At 46.7% G+C, this 19,865-nt stretch carries 14 protein-coding genes and 1 pseudogene; 4 read left to right on the forward strand and 11 right to left on the reverse strand.

Annotation, left to right across the window (positions count from 1 at the left end; genetic code table 11):
* Nucleotides 1–27: 27 nt before the first annotated feature.
* Together NE623_RS13465 and NE623_RS13470 are read right to left on the reverse strand one after the other, a co-directional pair.
* Nucleotides 28–1,356, reverse strand: a complete 1,329-nt coding sequence (locus NE623_RS13465; RefSeq protein ID WP_256273230.1) for an ABC transporter substrate-binding protein — start codon at nt 1,354–1,356, stop codon at nt 28–30.
* Between the two features lie 134 nt (nt 1,357–1,490).
* Nucleotides 1,491–2,522: a LacI family DNA-binding transcriptional regulator gene (locus tag NE623_RS13470; RefSeq protein ID WP_256273229.1), complete on the reverse strand. Its 1,032-nt coding sequence runs from the start codon at nt 2,520–2,522 to the stop codon at nt 1,491–1,493.
* 225 nt (nt 2,523–2,747) lie between these two features.
* Between NE623_RS13470 and NE623_RS13475 the strand changes: the two genes are divergently transcribed.
* From NE623_RS13475 to NE623_RS13485, 3 genes and pseudogenes are all read left to right on the forward strand, one after another.
* Nucleotides 2,748–4,535: a glycoside hydrolase family 125 protein gene (locus tag NE623_RS13475; RefSeq protein WP_256273228.1), complete on the forward strand. Its 1,788-nt coding sequence runs from the start codon at nt 2,748–2,750 to the stop codon at nt 4,533–4,535.
* 19 nt (nt 4,536–4,554) lie between these two features.
* Nucleotides 4,555–6,693, forward strand: a complete 2,139-nt coding sequence (locus NE623_RS13480) for a glycoside hydrolase family 65 protein (protein ID WP_256273227.1) — start codon at nt 4,555–4,557, stop codon at nt 6,691–6,693.
* A gap of 445 nt (nt 6,694–7,138) precedes the next feature.
* Nucleotides 7,139–7,537, forward strand: a pseudogene (locus tag NE623_RS13485) (phage holin family protein).
* A 131-nt stretch (nt 7,538–7,668) separates the two neighbouring features.
* On the opposite strand, the gene NE623_RS13490 reads toward NE623_RS13485, so the two are convergent.
* From NE623_RS13490 to NE623_RS13520, 7 genes are all read right to left on the reverse strand, one after another.
* A complete protein-coding gene (locus NE623_RS13490; RefSeq protein ID WP_256273226.1) occupies nt 7,669–7,803 on the reverse strand; it encodes a hypothetical protein in 135 nt (44 codons plus the stop codon).
* The gene (locus NE623_RS13495) at nt 7,803–8,654 is read right to left on the reverse strand and encodes a carbohydrate ABC transporter permease (protein ID WP_256273225.1); all 852 of its coding nucleotides are present in this window, start codon (nt 8,652–8,654) and stop codon (nt 7,803–7,805) included. Before NE623_RS13495 ends, NE623_RS13490 begins: the two co-directional genes overlap by 1 nt.
* An 11-nt stretch (nt 8,655–8,665) precedes the next feature.
* Entirely contained in the window at nt 8,666–9,556 is an 891-nt protein-coding gene (locus NE623_RS13500; protein WP_256273224.1) for a carbohydrate ABC transporter permease, read from the reverse strand.
* Nucleotides 9,557–9,630: 74 nt separating this feature from the next.
* On the reverse strand, nt 9,631–10,962 hold the full coding sequence (locus tag NE623_RS13505) for an extracellular solute-binding protein (RefSeq protein WP_256273221.1): 1,332 nt from the start codon (nt 10,960–10,962) through the stop codon (nt 9,631–9,633).
* On the reverse strand, nt 10,959–12,761 hold the full coding sequence (locus NE623_RS13510; protein WP_256273218.1) for a glycoside hydrolase family 13 protein: 1,803 nt from the start codon (nt 12,759–12,761) through the stop codon (nt 10,959–10,961). Before NE623_RS13510 ends, NE623_RS13505 begins: the two co-directional genes overlap by 4 nt.
* A complete protein-coding gene (locus NE623_RS13515; RefSeq protein ID WP_256273217.1) occupies nt 12,742–13,794 on the reverse strand; it encodes a LacI family DNA-binding transcriptional regulator in 1,053 nt (350 codons plus the stop codon). The genes NE623_RS13510 and NE623_RS13515 overlap by 20 nt, the downstream gene beginning before the upstream one ends.
* A gap of 314 nt (nt 13,795–14,108) precedes the next feature.
* Entirely contained in the window at nt 14,109–15,836 is a 1,728-nt protein-coding gene (locus tag NE623_RS13520) for a M23 family metallopeptidase (protein ID WP_256273216.1), read from the reverse strand.
* 359 nt (nt 15,837–16,195) lie between these two features.
* Here NE623_RS13520 and NE623_RS13525 point away from each other — a divergent pair, with 359 nt between their 5' ends.
* Nucleotides 16,196–17,014, forward strand: a complete 819-nt coding sequence (locus NE623_RS13525) for a DUF2971 domain-containing protein (protein WP_256273214.1) — start codon at nt 16,196–16,198, stop codon at nt 17,012–17,014.
* Nucleotides 17,015–17,049: 35 nt separating this feature from the next.
* On the opposite strand, the gene NE623_RS13530 is transcribed toward NE623_RS13525, so the two are convergent.
* Together NE623_RS13530 and NE623_RS13535 are read right to left on the reverse strand one after the other, a co-directional pair.
* A complete protein-coding gene (locus tag NE623_RS13530; protein ID WP_370866759.1) occupies nt 17,050–19,389 on the reverse strand; it encodes a VirB4-like conjugal transfer ATPase, CD1110 family in 2,340 nt (779 codons plus the stop codon).
* Nucleotides 19,386–19,772, reverse strand: a complete 387-nt coding sequence (locus NE623_RS13535; RefSeq protein ID WP_256273242.1) for a PrgI family protein — start codon at nt 19,770–19,772, stop codon at nt 19,386–19,388. The genes NE623_RS13530 and NE623_RS13535 overlap by 4 nt, the downstream gene beginning before the upstream one ends.
* Between the last annotated feature and the right edge of the window lie 93 nt (nt 19,773–19,865).

The following is a 19,865-nucleotide window of genomic DNA, read 5'->3' on the forward strand; positions in this document are numbered from 1 at the left end:
GGCTCCCGCCTGCCCCCGTCAAACTATTTACTTGGTCAAATCGATTTTCTGTTCGCACTCAGCCTGCATATCCTTCAGCGCCTGCTCCGGGGTGACAGTGCCGGCGGCCGCAGCGCTCAAATGCTGACCAACGATGTCCTGCAGCTCTGCATACTGGGTGATAACAGGAGGAGTCACAAGGTAATCAAGGCTCTTAAAGACCGCTTCGCGATTTGCCGGAGGAGTCTTTTCTTTGTACTGAGCGATGATATCCTCGTCCTGAACCGGAGGCAGCTCCCAGCCTGCGTCCAGGCGGATCTGCGTTGCTTCACGGTTGGAGGAAATGTAGGTGATGAACTTAACGGCTTCATCAGCAACCTGAGAATCTTTGGAAACGACGTAACCGTTGGAGAAGAAGTGTGTAGCCTTCTGAGTGTGACCAGGTTCAACAACGATATCCCAATCGAAGTCGCAATTGTTCGTATATTCGGGGAATGCCCAAATACCCGTCACAATCATGCCAAGGCGGCCAGACTCAAACAGGTCCCAGTCACCCATGCCTGCCATCTGCTCCTCGGTGGGCATAACATTGGTTTTCTGCTGCATGTCAACCATGTACTGCAGCGTTTCAATGTTTTCCGGGGTATCCATCGTGAACTCCGTAAAGTCATCATTGAAAAGGCTGCCGCCGTTCTGCTTAACGGTCTTATAGAACTCGTTGAAGGAAATGGGATGATAATAGCCAAAGATATTATCACCCAGCGCACGGATTTTCTCCGCCGCAGCCATTGCATCCTCCCACTTCCAGTCGTCCGTGGGATAGTCAATGCCGGCCTGATCAAACAGATCCTTGTTGTAAATCAGCACAACATTCGAGAAGCTATCAGGAACGCCATACTGTACGCCGTCAGCGCTGAACGCTTTCAGGGCCATATCGTTGTAGATAGAGGTGTCGATGCCGTCTTTGGTCAGGATGTCATCCAGCGGCATCAATGCGCCCTTCTTTGCGTAGGAGACGAAATTCTGGTAATCCAGTTCAAAAACATCGGGAGCCTGGCCGCCGGAAACCTTCGCCGTCATCTGCGTAAAGTAGTCGTCATAGCCATAGGTCTGCAGGTCGATGGTGACATTGGGGTTTTCTTTCATATAGTTGTCAACCATCTGTTGCAGATACTGCTCGTTGTCTCCGGACCCGGAGTACTGTGCAAACGTGATTGTCACAGGCTCATTAGAAGCCTCCGATGCTGCCGTGCTTTCCGTAGAAGCTGCATCAGAAGAGCTTGCCACGGTACTTGTAGACGAGGCTGCCGAACCGCAGGCACTGAGTGCAAGCATTGCGGCCATCGAGCATGCCATGTAAGAAATTGCCTTTTTCATTGTTTTTCCTCCTTGTATAAGTAGTGGAACACTTGATTTTTTGCTCTTCTTCGCTTACACTTATTATAGAAGAGCAATAAGACGCTCTTTGGATTTGGGCTGCACAGACTTTGGACGGTTGGTGCAGTCCTTTTTTATTCCTCCCCTCTCATATCTCGAACGGATTCCCGGCGAGAAAGGCTAACCGGAATAATAACCTCTCGCTTTGTCATATCCGCGTCTTGAATGTTATCTAAAAGCAGTTCAACTGCCTTTTCACCTTTTTGAGAGATTTCTTGGCGAACCGTCGTCAGCCCTGGTGTCAGGTATTTAGAAATCTCCAAATCGTCAAATCCAACGATAGAAATATTATTGGGAACCGAAACTCCCTGTTCGTAGAACCCCTTCATAGCTCCAATAGCTAAGATATCTGCGGTAGCAACTACTGCTGTGACATCCTTATTTTCATTGCACAGTTTACGTGCAAGCTCGATGCCACTATCGTAATCAACTTTGCCTTCGTAAACAAGCGTGGGATCATATGGGATTCCGGCTTCTTCCAGTGCCTGTTGGTAGCCGCAGAGTCTTTTCTTTATGACACCGTTTTCTTTGATTTGACCGCAGAAAAAAGCAATTTTTTTATGCCCATATCCAATCACATGATTGGTAGCCAGATAACTTCCATAGGCATCATCAATTCGTATGCTATGGTAATAATGATCGTTACAGTAGCTGTCAATCAATACAATGGGGATTTGTGTTTTCTTCATTTGACGGTAAAAGTCATCCGGGTACATACCGATAACAATAATTCCGTCAAGGTTTCTCTCTTTAGCCAAAGTCAAGTAGCTTTCATTTACATCCGTGGCTGAAATAATCACATGATAGCCATGCTGTCTTGCGTGATACTCAATGCTGCCAACAATTTCACTGTAAAAATCATTTTGCAGCATCAGTTTGCTGCCGGGCTCGGTCTGTGGAATGACAATTCCAATCAGCTTTGAATCTCTACTGGACAGGCTTCGCGCACTGAGATCGGGAACATAATTCAAATCCCGAATCGCATCGTACACACGAGTCTTGGTCTGCTCGGAGATTGATTTCTTGTCATTCAAAACATAAGACACCGTAGCCGTACTGACTTGGGCACGCTCTGCCACATCTTTTAGTGTTGCGCGTCTTGCCATATCGACTCCACCAATCTTACGGATTTAGTTTAAGCGTTTAACTCATTTCTCTGGCATTACAATACCACGCCGGTAGCAAAATGTCAACAGTTAATTAAATTAACCTGCTATTTATAAAAAAATATTGTTGACTATGCTGAACATTCCTGTTATATTGATGATAGCAACAAGGTTAATCGCTTAATCTTATTTGTATACTTATTTCACTTTATAAGGGGATTCACTATGGACAAGTATCTGCCAACTGGCAATGATTTCGTTTCTTTGCCCCGCATCAACGAACGAACGGGCGGGATAGAGGACATAACATTCCTATATATGGCTGCAAAAGGGCTTATAGATATTCGCGGGAGCGAATCCACACCTTTGATTCAGCCTTATGTTCATTTAGATGGCGTCGGTTCCCTCTCTTCGGCTCATCTTGCGTGGACCCGGCTTGATGATTGGCTGCCCCAGTCTACTGCACAGCTTGGCAGCCTTGAACTCAAAACCCTTTACGTGCCTCCTATTGATGAACGCGGTTTTGCAATTCAGATGACGGTTCATAATACTTCTGAAAGCGCACAAGATGTTGTTATAGGGTTAAATGGATGCTGGGCCTCCTCTTGGCACTGTGTAAACGAGGACAAGCCGTTAAGTGGTAAAGCAACTTGTTTCCGCAGTGGCTGGAACAGCAGTTTGATTTTCGAATATCATGCAGGATTCCCGATGTTTGCCTTTGCCCCTATGGCCGATGCACAAACAGATTCTTCTTTTACCTGTTCCGATGATGGCAGTATTACCTACGATTTATCCCATCACTGTACAATTGCTGCCGATGGAACAGCCTCGGTCGTATTTTATTGGGGTCTCGGTTTCGAGGAAGTTGCTGCCGCAACAAGCGCCAAAGAGATGCTCCGGCAGACTTTCGATGCGGAACTCACAAAAACAAGGGCTTGGCTTCAAGAGCGTCGTGTCACCTTTAATGGCGATGCAAAGCTCACACAACTCTACAATACGAATCTGTTCTTCTGTATGTTCTTCTCAACCGGCATTACACTTGACACCGAAGAGTTGGTGCTCGTTACCAGCAGAAGCCCCCGCTACTATGTAAGTGCCGCTTATTGGGATCGTGACAGTCTGCTTTGGAGTTTCCCGGCTATTTTGGACGCCGATCCCAAACGTGCCAAAGAAATGCTTTCCTATGTATTCGGCCGACAGCGCCGAAACTTTGGCATCCATTCACGATACATTGATGGCACTGTTTTGGAGCCTGGCTTTGAGCTGGACGAACTCGTTGCCCCTCTTCTGGCGCTCGAACGCTACATTAACAAAACTGACGACAAATCCATTTTGAGTGATTCCGATATTGTTCAAGGCATAAGCCTCATTTTGAATCGTCTGCGGCAGCATGAAGCCGCATCTTGCAGATTGTATGATACTTTCCTGCAGCCAACAGATGATGAGCACGTTTATCCCTATATTACATACGATAATGTGCTTGTGTGGAAAGCACTTAAAGATTTGGCCCAACTAGCACCCCAATATGCACATCTGGAAAAAACCGCCGATGAAATCAAAGCTGCCATCATGACGCATTGTGTCCAAAAGGACGCAGAGGGGAAACCTTATTTCGGATGGTCTATTGATTTGAACGGCAGTCACGATGTTTACGACGAGCCGCCGGGAAGTCTACAGCTGCTTCCCTTCTTCGACTTTTGCAGTCCCACTGATGAGATATACAGCAATACCGTTGCAATGATTCGTTCACCGGAATACAAATACAGCTTTGCTAACAGTCCAATCAACGAAATCGGGTGTCCACACGCACCTCACCCCTGGATCTTAAGTTTAGCTAATAGCTTGCTGTGCGGGCGCGTAGAACATTGCCGCGCCATTTTGGAAAAAATCTCTATGGACAATGGCATCGCCTGCGAAAGCGTTGATGAAGTGACTGGTTACTGCACCACCGGCGAAGCTTTCGCTACCTGTGCAGGATTCCTTTGCCATTCTATCCGTGAAGCATTACTATAAAAGAAAGAAGGATGCTTTTATGCGTCAAGACATACTTTTGAAGCCTTGGCAAATTGAGCTTACGACAAATAGCACAAATGATAGCTTTGAAGAAAGCACTTTTTTCACCGGGAACGGCCGCATGGGCATCCGTGGATATCTTCCATTCTGGCAGGAGAAACGCACCTTTGAGACAGGTCTGTTCGTTGCCGGTATCTTCGGTGAAATCAAACCCGGCATCACCGATTTTGTGAACCTACCTACCCCCGTCTGGGAAAATATCGAATGTGATGGACATCCTATTACACTTTCCTCTCCTGTATCCAGCACCCTAGATATGAAAACAGGCGTTCGCTCACAGTCTTTTTTAGCCAAAAGCGGTGAAACCACTCTAAATATTGAGCATCATGTGTTCTGCAGTATGTCCGATCCCTCACTGCTCGTACAGCGGCTTTCCTTCTCCGCATCACGCACCTCCAATATCTCGGTACATGCAGGAATTCATACTGCTTGCTGCAACTGCCCTGTTCCGGATGATCAGGTAAAAGAAAATCACGAAACCATCAAACTTGCCGAGCCCACCCAGCATGACATGTGTAAGGATTCTGTTGATTGTACTTTCTCTATTTTAGGTACCGGCTTAATCGTAAGAGAACAGATGTTTTTCCATACTTCTTTTTCAGATTCTGAAGACTATATCTCCGATGACAGTCTTGGAAAGCAGTGGCATGGGATTTTACAAAGCGGTCAAAAGTTTGTTTTGGAGATCACCACGCGCATCACCACAAGTCGAGATATCGACCCGCTTATTGGGAGCAACAAAATCTCTGACACTTATGATGAACTGTTTGCAAAATCCTCTCTGGCATGGGCCTCTCGGTGGAATGAGTCGGATATCGAAATCGATGGAGCCCCTGATGATCAGTCCGCTGTGCGGTACAACATTTTCCAGCTTATCACCAGCTGTTCTGCCCGTGACAGCAGTGTAAGTATCGGCGCACGCGGATTAACGCACACACGGTATAAAGGATGCTATTTCTGGGACACGGATTTCTTTATGCTGTCTTTCTTCCTGTATACCCACCCCGAAGCCGCTAAGAGCTTAATGGAATATCGCGTAAGAACCCTTCCGCAGGCAAAAGAGAACGCCAAAAAGATGAACAATGCCGGCGCTCGGTATCCTTGGATGACATCTTTCGACGGTTCTGAGCAGTGCGAAAGCTGGGACATTGGTGCCAGTGAGCTGCACATTACCGCAGATATTCCTTTCGCTATGCAGCAGTACTTTGATGCCACCGGTGATGAGAATTTTCACCTGCAAGCTATGGAAGTTTACATCGAAACTGCCCGCTTCTGGTATAGCCGCTGCATCATTCATCCTGATGGCTCTGCTGACCTCATGTTCTGCAAGGGGCCTGATGAATATTGCGGCATTACCAACAACAATCTCTTTACCAATTGCATGGTAAAGTTTAATCTTGATTTGGCCATCAAGGCAGCGCTGAAACTCAAGGAAACCGATTCCAATCGGTATTCGAAGCTTTCCCTCAGCGATGAGGAAGTCCTTGCCTGGCATTCTCTGCGAGACAATCTAAAAGAATGTCGCGATCCGCAAACTGGCCGATATTTGCCGGATGAGACTTTTACTCGGCTAGAGCCCGTAGACATTAAAACGCTCAAAACCGATGACGGTGCCAGCTATCATCATGTTTGCTTTGACCGTCTGCAAAGGTATCAAGTTATCAAGCAGGCTGATACACTGCTTCTGATGTCCCGGTTGCCTAAGAAGTTCACTCCTGAAGAGCGTCTGGACGCATGGGAAGATTTCGAGCCGTGCTGCTTGCACGATTCCACGCTGAGCTTCGCCAGCCATGCACTTTTTGCTGCACAAAACGGCCTGCAGGAAGCTGCCGAAAAATACTTCAAAAAAGCGCTGTATCTCGACCTACACGAAATCATGAACAACACCGGAAAAGAAGGTCTTCATCTTGCCTGCTTGGGCGAAACGTGGTCAAGTATCTTCTTTGGCTTCTTGGGAGCAACCTTTGATGGAGATACGCCGGTCTTCTCCCCTGTCTTACCGTCTGGATGGAAGGCACTACGAATGAATTTCTATTGGCGGGGAGAGTCCTATCGGCTTATGGTCTTTGAAGGACGTTATTCCATTTCGAGAATTTGACTTGCATTCCGTTTAATAATAATTCAAGGCCCTCCATATAATTAATTCAAATAATATGCCCTATAAGGCTCAAAATCGTCAGCTATTGCGAGCCTTATAGGGCAATTTCTTTTTACCCTTTTATTTTCTTAATCAAACATCATCGTTAATTTATACGTTCCGAGGTTTAGTTTTATCATTATTTTTCTACTTTAATATCATTTGTATAGCCCCGCTTGTATATTCACAGAAAGCAAATCATGCGATGTATAAAAATAGCCCATCACACTTCAGGGATGCGACGGGCTTGAAACAACAAGGATGTTTTACTTTTTATGCATTTTTGAACAATTTTTTCTGCAAACCGTTCCATTAATAAACGAACAAAAGGAGAACTTATGGAGATATGCAAACAGATTCTGTTGAAAAGGTCGCTGGTGTTGGTGCTATTGGGTTATGGGCCGCAATGCACGGTTGGCTTGGTTGGCTTGTTGCCTTGTATGCTGCCTGTATGATGCTGGATTGTCTGACCGGCACAGCACAAGCCATTAAAAATGGTGAATGGAGTTCCCATAAAGCCAGGCAAGGCCTGTAGCATAAAGGTGGGAGCATCATTATGGTTTTTGTCAGTGTCTTGACCGACATTTTGCTTGGGCTAACGCTGAATCACATTTCAGGACTTACGCTTCCTTTTAATTATGATATGCTGCTTACACCCATCGTCCTGTTTTGGTACATTGTATCCGAATTGGGGAGTATTCTGGAAAACGCAGAAAAGATGGGAGCATCGATTCCTCCGTTACTAAAAAACGCTATTGAGAAAATGTGTGACAGTGATAATGATAAACATAATACTTCTGTGTAAAATTCATATCATAAAGTTATTGCAGGCGTTGATTTTAAATGGGCGTAAGCAAAAATAGCCGCCCGCCGGTCATTGAACCGGCGGGCGGCTATTGGGGGTTATAGTATTTGGCTTTCTCAGATTTAAAAGAATCAAATCTTTTTTATCAAAAGCCTTCGTAAAAGCCATGGGATTTCATTAAAATCATCTGCCCATATAATTTCAATGCCAAGTCTTGCAAAATGATTTGATGCTCGCATCAAGGCTTTATCGGACATAACTGTCATTAGCCTTTGATGCCTCCTGTTTGTAACCCGGAAACGAAATATTTCTGGCAGCAGATAAATATAATCAGAACCGGAAGTAAGCTTGCCATAGACATTGCGAAAACATAGCCCCACTGTGTGAATTGATGCTGTCCAAAGAATCCTGAAATAGCAATCGGCAGAGTTCTTTTAGCATTATCGTTGATAACCGTCAAGGCCCACTGATATTCATCCCAGGCAGTAAGAAAGTTGAAAATGCTTACAGACGCAATTGCAGGACTTGCCAGAGGCATTACGATTCTAAAGAACACCGTAAAAATGCTGCCACCGTCAACGTATACAGCTTCATCGAAGTCCCTGGGAATGCTCTCAATGTAGTTTTTGATCATAAACGTGGAGAAGGGAATAACCCACGCCACATAAAACGGAACCAATCCCAGCAGCTTATTTGTCAGCTTAAAGTAGGTTGCGAGTTGATATTGCGTAATTATCAGAGTAGTACCTGGAATAATCATTGTCCCGATAACCAAGGCAAACAGAACCTTTCTTCCTGGGAAGCGGAATCGTGCAATACAAAAGGCCAGTGCGCTCGCAATAATTGCTGCAAATACGATAGTCAGAATGGCTACCACAAGGCTGTTCAGGAAGTTCAAATAGAACTTTTCCTGATTGAATATGTAGACGTAGTTCTCCAGCGTTATCTGGCTAAGCTTCGGGAAAAAGTGCGGCGGATACTCATAAAGTGCTCCATTGGGCTTCAGTGAAGTGCTGATCATATAGATCATAGGCAGGACAGAAAACACACCGCCAATGAGCAGAAGACCATAAAGAATCACATTTTGAATCGTTTTTTGCTTATTTATGGTATGCATATATGCTCACCTCACTCTACAGAGTCACTTTGCTGCATAGCCTTGAACTGAAGGATTGCCAGCAGAATCAATGTTATCGCGACAATGAACGAAAGCGCTGCTGCGTATCCGAACTCACCGGCATTAAATGCCTTATAGTACATCCAAGTCAAGACCGTTTCAGTCTTGTGCATTGGTTTTCCGCCCGTAATCATCTTAATGGATGTGAATGCATTGAAGCCGCCAATTGTCAGCATTACAAGCGCAAACAGGATCGTTGATTTGATGCACGGAATCGTAATATAAAAGAACTTGGCAATACTTCCGCATCCGTCCATCTCAGCCGATTCATACAGCTCTTGCGGAACGCTTTGCAATGCGGCCAAAAACACAACCATGTTCCAACCTACACCTTTCCAGATGCCAAGCAGAATCAGGACGAACATGCCGCCTGCTCTTGTATCCAGCCAAGGAATGTTGGCAGTTGATATGTGAATCACATTCGTAATAAAGTAGTTCAACATACCTTCTGTATTGAAAATGTAGCGGAATACCAGTGAAACAATAACCCACGATGTAATTACAGGGATGTAATACACAATGCGAAACGTGATACGAAACCGGGGAATGGAATTAATAAATGCCGCGACCAGAAGTCCAAGAATCATCTGTCCAGGAACTGTGGTTATCGTATAAATGATTGTATTGACAAACGCAGTTCTAAAGGTTTCATCCGACAAAACATCAATGTAATTCTTGATCCCACAGAACGGGTGTTCCAGCATTGTTCCGAAGTTCCATTCGAAGAAACTCATGTAAAACAGCTTCGTAATAGGATAAATCGTAAACAATGCGAAGACCATCACTCCCGGCAGCAGAAGCGCTCCGATTTGGAATTTGTCACGCTTTGATTTGATTCCCATCGCTATATCCTCACTTTATATAGAGCAACCGCCGAAAACAGTTGTCTAACTGCGGGAAAAATGTTATAATACATTTACTCCGCCAATAGTGCATCTACCTTCGTTGCCAAAGCATCCAGAGTTTCCTGGACATCGGCACCCTCACTAATAATGGAAGTCATTGCAGTAGTGAGTTCGTTATCAATTTCGCTCCAAGAGGCTACTGGCGGGCGAGCCTTTGCAGTGGTAATGGCATCCAGGAACGGTGCATAATCAGCATTGGCAACAACATCGCTATCCAGCGCTTCTTTGTTTACCGGAATCTGCCCGCACTTTGCCATTTCTTCTTCGGCAAAATCGCTGGTCATAAACTTCATAAATTTCCATGCGCCTTCTTTATTGGCGGTGTTAAACATAGCGATGTCTTCGCCGCCCAGAACGGAAATGGAACCAGCCGATCCTGCGGGAACCTCACAAGTGGCGTACTTGAAGTCAGGATATGCGCCCGCCAACTCGGAAGTCTTCCACGGACCTTCCAGCAGCATCATGTAACGACCAGTGCCGAAACCATCCGTCATCGGAATATCACCACTGTTAAAGCCAGTGAATTCGCTGTTCTTGTACATATCGGCCAGCATTTTCACAGCGTTCACAGTCGCTTCGCTGTTCAGATAGCCAGTTGCTTTCGTGTAGTTTTCATCGGTGATTTCGCCGCCGTTGCTCCAAATGTAGGGCAGAACATTCCAGCCCGCCAGAGCCGGCTCATCCAGGCCCCAGACTTGCTGACCGTTCGCGTTCGTTCCAGAAAGCTTCTGGGCAGCTGCAAGCATATCGTCCATTGTCTTCGGGGCGGACAAGCCTGCATCGTTAAACGCTTCCTCGTTATAGAACATGATTTTCGTGTTCGTGTTCAAGGCCAGCGCATAATAGCTTCCTTTGATTTGTGCAGTGCTCATTGCACTGGGAAGCAGTTCGCTGCTAACCTCCTCAAAATCGCTCATTTCCTGATCCAGGGGCACCAGAATATTCATCTTCTGGAATTCCGGTACCCATGCAATGTCCAGGCGGGCCACATCCGGCAGCGTCTGAGAGCTTGCACTGATCAGAATCTTGTCATGAAGGTCACTCCAGTCATGAGAAACTGCATTGACCTTATAGCCGGGATTCTCTTCTTCAAATTTAGGAATGAGAACATTCATCAAGGTCTCATTCTCTGCGGACTGCGCACTGTAGTGATGCCAAAAGTTGATCGTAACCGTATCACCGTTGGTGGAATCATCTTTTGCTTCTTCACTTTGTGCCTCGGAAGTTTGCTGAGTTGGGGTAGTGCTTGGTGCTTGTGAAGATCCGCATGCCGTGAATGCCGTCAACATCATTGCAGCGGAAGTAGCAAGTGCCAGCACTTTTTTTGTGGATTGCTTTTTCATTGTGTTACACCTTCGCTTTCTGTTGTTAATATTTTTACGGAACACCCTGATGTTGTCCACATTTCTTCATCAGAGCATTTCGTTTCGGAACTAAGTTTGTTTTGCGGTGCAGAGAATGCTGCACTTTCGTTAAATAAAACCGTTAGTGTTTTGTCAGTTGGTCCTTTTTGAGGTGGTATTTGGATTTCCTTGGTGCCGGTATTAAGAATGATAATTGCCACATCATTATCGACGCTACGTGAAAATGCGTAAACACCATTTTCATCGTCAACATATAATGTGTGGAAGTTTCCCTCTTGAAGAACGTTGCTGTTTCTTCTGCACTTGATTAGCTTTTTATACCATTCCTTTGTGTGGAGATCCTGTTTTGACTTATCCCATTGCATTGCCTGGCGGCATAGCGGGTCGTTATCCCCGGTTATGCCAATTTCATCACCATAGAATATTGCCGGGCAACCAGGCAATGTCATTTGAAGCGCAACTCCTAAACGCAGCCGTGCAATGTCATTGCCACAAGAGAATAGGAACCGGGCCGTATCGTGACTATCCAGCGGATTGTACATCCGCAAATTCGTCTCTTGCGGATAAAGGGAGAGCATCCGATTGATGCGCTGATCAAATGTGGATACAGATATTTTATCTTTTGCGATCCAATCTGTTACGGCATCCTTGAACAGATAATTCATCGCACAATCCAGGCGGTTTCCGCTTACAAGCCTATCTGCATCCCCCCATGTTTCACCGAGGAGAAGAGCATCGGGATATTTTTCTTTTACTGTAGCAGCAAAATGTTCAAGGAATTTTGTTGGCATTTCATCTGCCACATCTAATCGCCATCCATCAATTCCGAATTCTCGTATCCAATATAGTCCAACCTCTGTGAAATAGTTCTGGACCGCCTCGTTTGCCAAGTTTAACTTGGGCATCCATTTATAGTGCCCTACGCAGTCATAAGTACAAGGATCTGTTTTGATGGGATACGATTGTACAAAGAACCATCGGGAATATTGTGACGCTTGGCCTTTCTCAACAACATCCTGAAAATAAGGAAAGTAAAAACCACAATGATTAAATACGCCATCCAGTAAAATTCGGATGTTCAATGCATGCGCTTCAGTAATAAGTGCATGCAATTCTTTTTCCGTTCCGAACTGAGGATCGATTTTATAGTAATCGACCGTATCATATTTGTGATTCGAACTTCCTTCAAAAATCGGTGTCAGGTAAAGGCAAGTAATTCCTAAATCCGAAAGGTACGGAAGTTGTTTGATGATTCCGGGAATATCGCCCCCCATATAGTTTTCACGAGTGGGGGTGCTCCCCCAAACAACGGCCTGCTTGGGAGACAGTGCATTATCGCCATTACAAAAGCGTTCAGGGAAAATCTGATAATAAATTTGCGATGCGGCCCATTTAGGAGTCCGAAAGCCATCAGTCGGATTCGGCCAAAGAAATTCAAAGAAGCTTTCGTTCATGCCTCGAAAACTTTCATCAAATCCGTTTCTGCCATACCAGATAGTTTCTGTACCTTTTTTCAGTTCAAAGCAATAGCGGATATATGCGGCAATGCTTTTCATCCTGATAGATGTTCGATAGCAATCTCGTTGATCATCTCTTAATGATACGGAAAGTTTCTTTCGATGGATTTTACTGGGATCTTGTTCATATCTTTCCCAGTATAGTAATGTAACTTCATCGATGTCTTTTGCAGCTGTAAATAGCTGCAAGATAAGTTCGTTCCTCGATGTGGGGTAAATAAACTCTTGCGTTGGTCGGTGATTAACCGCTGGCAGATTCATAGGGACAACCTCCTTGTTCTCTTTGTGTTGACCTACGTTCAATCATTCTTGTTGACAGTAAAATCTGGCGCAAGCTTGACGTAGGATTCTCAATTTGGTTAATCAGTATGTCAGCGGCCTGGACTCCTAATTCGTAAGTGTTTACATCCAAGCTCGAAATCGAAGGCTCCATCACTTCTGTGATTGTCGTATTATCAAAGCAAACGATGCCAAATTCATTGGGAACGTCACTCCCCAGTGCTTTTGCTGCTCGCATTGCTCCCAACGCAAGCAAATCATTGCTACAAATAACCGCATCGGGCGGATTCTCCGATTTGAGTAATTCAACGACCTTTCTTTTGCATTCATCAATTGAAGAAATTTGATGAATGATCATTCCTTGATCAAACGGGAGTTCACAATCTTGCAATTCACGGCAGTACCCAATAACACGATCCTTATTAAAAAGTTCCTTATCACCATTTGTGATGAGCGCGATTTTACGATAGCCTTTTTGGAACAAATGCCGTACCGCCAGCGAACCGGCTTGCATATTATTTATATCTACCCAACTGATTTCGTTTTCGGTATGCTCGTGGCGTCCTAAAATCACACAGGGGAATTTCTGCTCATTAAGGCGTTTGAGGAATGGCTCGTTTGCGATTGATTCAGGAATAATTACTCCATCGATTTTTTTCCCCAAGACCAACCTTTCTACAGAATCAATCCCCCCAAATGCCTCCGCGCCATTTGTGATGAGCAGATTATAATCGTTTTTATGGGCAGTGGTCTCAATTCCAAAAACTGTATCGTTGAAGAAATTGTTCGAATATGCTTCTGTGTTTTCTACATCGATAACAATTGCAATCGTATGTGCGCTGCCTGTCGCAAAACTTCTTGCAAAATCGTTGGGAACGTAATGTAGTTCCTGCATTGCTTTTTGTATTCGCTGTGCAGTTTCGTCTGAGATTACACCTTTATTATTTAGTACGCGCGATACAGTTGAGGGCGATACCCCCGCGCGATGCGCTACATCCCGGATGGTTGCTGCCATGTCCTTCCTCCCGTGCAATCGGTTTACTTATACAATTTCCGAAAGCAGATAATTTTCAAGTCTATTTTGTTAAAAGCAGACATCTTTTGCAGCGCATATCCGTACATATTGGAACCGCGTTGCAGTCTTTAATGCAACCGCTTGCATTAGCTAAAGAATAGCACTCGCCCTATAAATTGTCAATATAGAAAATTAATTTTGGATAAAAAAGCCAAAAAGACGGCATTACTTTTGTCACAATTACCACTGAACTTGTGCGCCTCGTGCTAATTTTTTCGCTATTGCGCAACTCAGAGTATGTTTTTCTTTACAATTTACATCCCGAAATACCTCATTGCGTCTGTCCTGCTTCCGTTTACATGTACCTCTAAGTGCAAATGGCTGCCTGTAGCCCGCCCGGTATGGCCAACATATCCGATAACCTGTCCAGCCTGTACTTGCTGACCGGTTGTGACACAAATGCTGGAGCAGTGTGCATATAGTGTTTCCAGCCCGCCGCCGTGGTCGATTTGGATGTAGTAGCCGTAACTGCCGCCCCAACTGTCAAGACCGTTGGCAACGATGACAGTTCCGTCTGCGGCGGCGAGAATCGGCGTTTCCTCGGCACAGGCAATGTCTGTGCCGGTGTGAGAACTGACCTCGCCAGTGATGGGGTCCACACGATGGCCAAATTGTGAGGTAATTGTACCCGCAACCGGCAGCGGCCATTGCAGTGTGCCTGTTGGGGCGCGTGTACCATCAGGAGACATGACTTCTCCCCCACCCTGCTCAAAGCCGCCGAGCAGTTCCGCCCATAGTTCCTCGTACTGCGGGTCTTGCAACAGTTGCATGTAGGTATTCTGTCGGATGGTAAAGTGGTAATCTGCCGCCATCTCGTCGGGGGTTTTGTGGGTCAGTTCGATTACGAGGACGGTTTCGGTGATTTCTGTGGTAGTCGGGTTGCCGTTCTCATCGGTGATATCTATGGTGACAGTTTTCGCACGGGTAGAGTAGTCCACTGCGTTCATCGCCCACATAATTTCCCGCAGCTTATCCACCTGTTCCTCTGTCAGCGCCGCAACGGGTGCGCCTTGTTCATTTCCTGAAACATACGAAGAAAAGACCGCTAGGACATCCTGCCAACGAATATAGTACACATCATCGTTGGCTGTAATTTCTTGGCGGTCATGCTGTACCGTGTCGGAGATTTCTTCCAGTCTGCCGCGGTATTCTGCCGTCAGGGTGTCTACGGCTTCGCGCACGGTGACGGACGCTGCGTTGGGAGCATCGGCGGCAAAGAAGATGCCGTAAGCCGAGCCGGACACAAAGGCCACAAGGCTGATAACAATAATGATGCTAAGTGCCACGCTGATGCCTACGGCAATGGCCGCAACAAGGCTGTGGAGGCTGGCGAGAAAGTGTCGTATGGCCGAGCGTACCGCTGTAACCGTCCTGCGGGTATTCCTGGCAGCTTTCTGGATAGCAAGCTGTACTTGGCGGGTGCAGGTATGCATTTGTGCTTGGGTTGTTACGCTCCGCACAGTTTCATTTGCGACAGTACGCAGTTGGCGCTGGCTTTGGGTCACACCGCGAATATCGCGCGGCACGGTCTTGGCGGTGACGGCTTTTTCTTTTGCCCGCTGTCGGGGCAAATCTGCCCCACAACGCGGACGTTGCTCTGCATCGGGCAGCGTGCCGCGCTCGGTCTGTTTCGGGCTGACATTGTGCTCACAGGCGGTGTGGGTGCGGGTTGTTTCGGTTTGTTCTGCGGCGCGGCGTTCGCAGTACTTTTCTATCTGCTTGAGGGCAAACTTGCGCCCCTGCTGCACGGTGAAATCTGTGTTTTGCTTGATGGCTAAACGAGATGTATCGGTCAGCACTACGCCGGTGTCTGGGGCTGCGGTGTAGTTGTCATCCTCTTGCGTGGAGGTTCTTTCCCGCAGCTTATTTCGGCTTTTCTCTTTGGCTTCTGTCCACGCCTTTTTCAGCGCAGCTTTCTGGATTTTCCCTGCGGCATTGCTTCTCGGCACGCTCTTGGTTGGCTTTTCCTTAATATCTTTCATGGCATCACCCCTGTCATAAATTAATCAAATAGAATTTCAAAATCGTTCAAATGGCTTTTAAATTCCGAACAGAAGTCACCGCTATAATTAATCTCGTAATCAAGAAACAAACGCGGGAAGCATCCCGCACTCACCACTGCGCCTTAGACCATGCTAAGACCGCCGTCCGGTCAAGGCAGATAACAAGTCAGCTATAATGCCATTACATATAATAAAATTAACCGTCATATTCATCCAATCGAGAATATGGAGGCTTCCTTTTCAAGCAACACCTTCTCTGGTATAATAGAAGTATTTCGATTACTATTTATCGTCAAAAAGCCATTTTAAAGTTAAGAGACATTCAACAGGAGGCTTCTATGAATTACGAGACATATATTAACTTGATCCTTTCTGGGAACCCTCATGATGCCAATAGATATAAAGCCGCCTTTATTCCCAATCGCTTATATAAATATTATAGTCTGGGAGATGACCCCGCACTTAATGAATTGAAATTAGAAACTCTTTCTCGTGGTGAGGTATACTTATCCAAAATGGAAGAGTTTAATGATCCTTTCGAGGGGAAGGCTCTCTATTTCAATAAATCTTTGCTTGAAGAAAAGGGATGGAGTCGTTCTCTCATAGAGACGGTCTCAGATACACTTAGAAACAATTATCGAATAGCTTGTTTCTGCAACGCGGAGGAAAAGGAGCAAAATATGCCTATGTGGGCATACTATGCAAATAACCACCAAGGATTTTGTGTCGAACACACATTTAATCTTGATTATATGACCTTTCTCTATCCTGTTTCGTATGAACCCAAGCGTATTCTTGCAGACAAACTCATGACAACTTTTATCAATGATATGTTTGACGCCACACAAAATCACGCTCCTCTTTCACAAGAAGCACAAGAGCGTATGCTACTCTTATACCTCACAAACATAATCAAACACAAAAGTTGGGAACACGAAAGAGAAATTAGAGCCGTAATTCCATTCCCTGATGGTAGTAGGCCATACATATCTGCTCCGCCAACCAATATATACATTGGTTTAAATTGCTCGGCTGAACATTGCTCTCGTCTTATTAATGTTGCAAAAAATTTTGCGCCCGCCTGTAACATATACAAAATGGTATTTGATGATAATACATCTGATAGCATACAATTGCAAGAAATTTCTCTCTTATAATTATTAGGTGGACTTCTATTTCTATTAGACATCTGTTAATCCTTCTTTACTTCATCCGGCTTGGTCGTCATCAAGCCATAGAGTTTAGTATTTTTCGGAAAACTGTTAGTGAAAGGCACGATATTGCCCGCGCAGCGAATCAGCCCGCAGCCTGCGGGGACATTCGTCACATAGCCAAGCTGGTTATCCGAGATATTCAGCAGCTTCGCCAGTTTCTCGCGGTCGGTAGCGCTCTGGTTCAGCATCACCAAAAACTCCGAGTTGGCCAGCATCAGGCGGGCGGTGTCGGAGCGCAGCAGTTCGTCCACATTCTGCGTCAGCCCGGTCACAAGTCCATTGTATTTGCGGATGCGCTTCCACAGCTTGTAGAAGAAATTGGCGCTGTACTCGTAGCGGAACAAAATATAAAACTCATCGCAGAAAATCCACGTCCTGCGGCCTTTCTTCCAGTTCTGAATGACGCGGTTATAGATGGCATCCAGCGTCACCAGCATTCCCAGCGGCATAAGCTGCTCGCCCAGTTCGCGGATGTCGTAGGCAATGATCCGCGCCTGCGTGTCCACGTTCGTGTGCCGGGCAAAGGTGTTCAACGTGCCGGTGATGAACAACTCGGACGACAGCGCCAGCCCCTGTGCTTCGGGTTCCGGCTGCATTTGCAGCAGACGGTAAAAGTCCTGCAGCGTGGGCGGTGTGCCTTTATAGCCGTTGCGGATATACGGCAGATACACCTGCTCCGTGCAGCGGCCCAAGATGGATTTTTCTTTTGCAGTCACCATGCCGTCCCCGATGAGCTGTTCAAACAGCGACAGCACAAATTCACTCTTACTGACGATGGGATTGCGCTCGTCACCGTAGGCGCGATCCATGTCCAGCGCGTTGATGTGGGTGTCGGATGTAGCCGAGATGCGAATAACCTCACCGCCGAGTGCTTCGGTCAGATAGCTGAACTCACTTTCCGGGTCGAGGATGAGGATGTCATCCTCGGTGGAGAGCGCGATTTGCACGATTTCTTCCTTGGCGCTCATGCTCTTGCCGGAACCGGACACGCCCAAACGGAAACTGTTGCCGTTGAGCAGCAAGTGGCGATTCGCTACGATCATGTTCTTGCTGACGGCGTTCTGCCCATAGTACAGACCGTTCGGCTCCATGATTTCCTGCGCCCGGAACGGAATCAGCACGGCGGTGCTTTCGGTGGTGAGCGTGCGCAGGGCTTGGATTTTTCGCAGACCATACGGCAACACCGTGTCCAGACCGTCCTTCTGCTGCCAGCGCAGCATGGAAAGCTGACACAGGTGCTTGCGCACCGTGGAGTAGAGCGTTTCGGTGTCGCTGTCGAGCTGCTCTTTGCTGTCAGCCAGATGCACGAGCGTCACCAGCCCGAACATCATCCGCTGGTCGCGGGTGGTTAAATCATCCAGCATCTCCTTGGTTTCCTTGCGCTGGAGTTCCATATCGTAGGGAATGGTCGCGGTAAAATTGTTGTTGGCATTCTGGCGGCGCTGCCAGTTGGTGACGTTCGTTTCGATCCCTAACAGCGTGCTTTGCAGCTGGCGGGCAGCCTCGTCTGTCGGCACCGGCAGGATATCAATGGATAACATCAAGTCACGGTCAAGGTCGCAGAGTTCCGACACAAAGCTGTCCTTGATGTAGCTGGCATAGTCCTGCAAATACAGCACCCTGCCATAGCGGGCATCAATCTTGAAGTGGTCGGCAGCAAATTCCATGCTATCGGGACAGAACCAATCCTTGAAATGTAGACCGCGTTTGGCGTGTTCGTGAATGTTGAACTCTGCCGCAGCCTGTTCCCCGGCCTTGAAAAAGTCGCGGAAAATATGCATTCGTTCGTTCAGTGTCAATTCGGTTGCCACCGAGGAAAGCTGCGCCAAGTGTGTTACAAGGTCGGTTCCCACGCGGGCAAAGTAGCTGCGGGCCTCGTCCGCGTTGCGCTTTACCACGCTCACGGTCAGATAACGCTCCCGCACAATGCTGTTGCTGGTGCCGGTGACCTGCGCCATCAGCATCTGGTTGAATTCGTGGCGGTATTCGTCCAATCCGTCATCTTTGTCCGGCAGCAGGACGCTGCGCTCGAACTCGGCTTTGTTGATGCGGCGGTTGTAGATCGTGATTTTTGCCGATGCGCCGGAGTCAAGGGCATTCAACAGTTCCGAGTAGTCAAGGAACATGGATGTTTTGTCCTCTTTGCTGGCAATGGCGTAGTTAATGTCGGTGAACGACCATGTTTTGGAATACTGGTTGCCGACTTGGAAAATCCCATCCGCGAAAATGCGGCGGATGGGAATGGCGTCCTGCACACTGCGCGGAATCCGGAACTTTTCGCGTTCCATCTTCTGCGCTTTCGACAGGGTTTTAATCAAGCGTTATCCTCGCTTTTCTTCATAGGCTTGCCTCTCTTTCGTTTCATGCCCGCGCGGATGGCGGGCTGCATGGCTTCGTAGTAATAGCTGTCGGATTTGAAAATAAGGCGCTTCGGGCAGAGAATTTCGGACTTGAACCACGCCCAAAGCACCTGTTCGGCGGTCATGCCGTGGTAGGTGAAAAAACCACAAGCCGCAAACGGCGCAGCGCCCAAGATGCACATCCAGCCGATTTCTTCGGTGCCGACATGCGGCTGCAAGGCAAAGTAGATGCCTACTGCCACGCCGACCGCCAGCACCGAGCAAATAAACTGCCGCGTATTCAGCCCGAAAAAGATGTTTTCGTGGTAGTCGCGGACTTCTTTCGGTATTTTGATTTCTATATTGCATTCCCTCTTTCTTCAATAAATAGGTTGAATTTATCCTATAATTCGTGTATACTATACTCAAAGGAGGCGTTGAATTATGGTTATTAA

It is taken from the genome of Gemmiger formicilis (genome assembly GCF_024462815.1).
In the GTDB taxonomy this organism is placed as follows: domain Bacteria; phylum Bacillota; class Clostridia; order Oscillospirales; family Ruminococcaceae; genus Gemmiger.

What these genes read in the sequence shown, in the direction of transcription:
- NE623_RS13465 (WP_256273230.1), bottom strand. Translation starts at nt 1,356, where the DNA reads ATGAAAAAGGCAATTTCTTACATGGCATGCTCGATGGCCGCAATGCTT.
- NE623_RS13470 (WP_256273229.1), bottom strand. Translation starts at nt 2,522, where the DNA reads ATGGCAAGACGCGCAACACTAAAAGATGTGGCAGAGCGTGCCCAAGTC.
- NE623_RS13475 (WP_256273228.1), top strand. Translation starts at nt 2,748, where the DNA reads ATGGACAAGTATCTGCCAACTGGCAATGATTTCGTTTCTTTGCCCCGC.
- NE623_RS13480 (WP_256273227.1), top strand. Translation starts at nt 4,555, where the DNA reads ATGCGTCAAGACATACTTTTGAAGCCTTGGCAAATTGAGCTTACGACA.
- NE623_RS13490 (WP_256273226.1), bottom strand. Translation starts at nt 7,803, where the DNA reads ATGACAGTTATGTCCGATAAAGCCTTGATGCGAGCATCAAATCATTTT.
- NE623_RS13495 (WP_256273225.1), bottom strand. Translation starts at nt 8,654, where the DNA reads ATGCATACCATAAATAAGCAAAAAACGATTCAAAATGTGATTCTTTAT.
- NE623_RS13500 (WP_256273224.1), bottom strand. Translation starts at nt 9,556, where the DNA reads ATGGGAATCAAATCAAAGCGTGACAAATTCCAAATCGGAGCGCTTCTG.
- NE623_RS13505 (WP_256273221.1), bottom strand. Translation starts at nt 10,962, where the DNA reads ATGAAAAAGCAATCCACAAAAAAAGTGCTGGCACTTGCTACTTCCGCT.
- NE623_RS13510 (WP_256273218.1), bottom strand. Translation starts at nt 12,761, where the DNA reads ATGAATCTGCCAGCGGTTAATCACCGACCAACGCAAGAGTTTATTTAC.
- NE623_RS13515 (WP_256273217.1), bottom strand. Translation starts at nt 13,794, where the DNA reads ATGGCAGCAACCATCCGGGATGTAGCGCATCGCGCGGGGGTATCGCCC.
- NE623_RS13520 (WP_256273216.1), bottom strand. Translation starts at nt 15,836, where the DNA reads ATGAAAGATATTAAGGAAAAGCCAACCAAGAGCGTGCCGAGAAGCAAT.
- NE623_RS13525 (WP_256273214.1), top strand. Translation starts at nt 16,196, where the DNA reads ATGAATTACGAGACATATATTAACTTGATCCTTTCTGGGAACCCTCAT.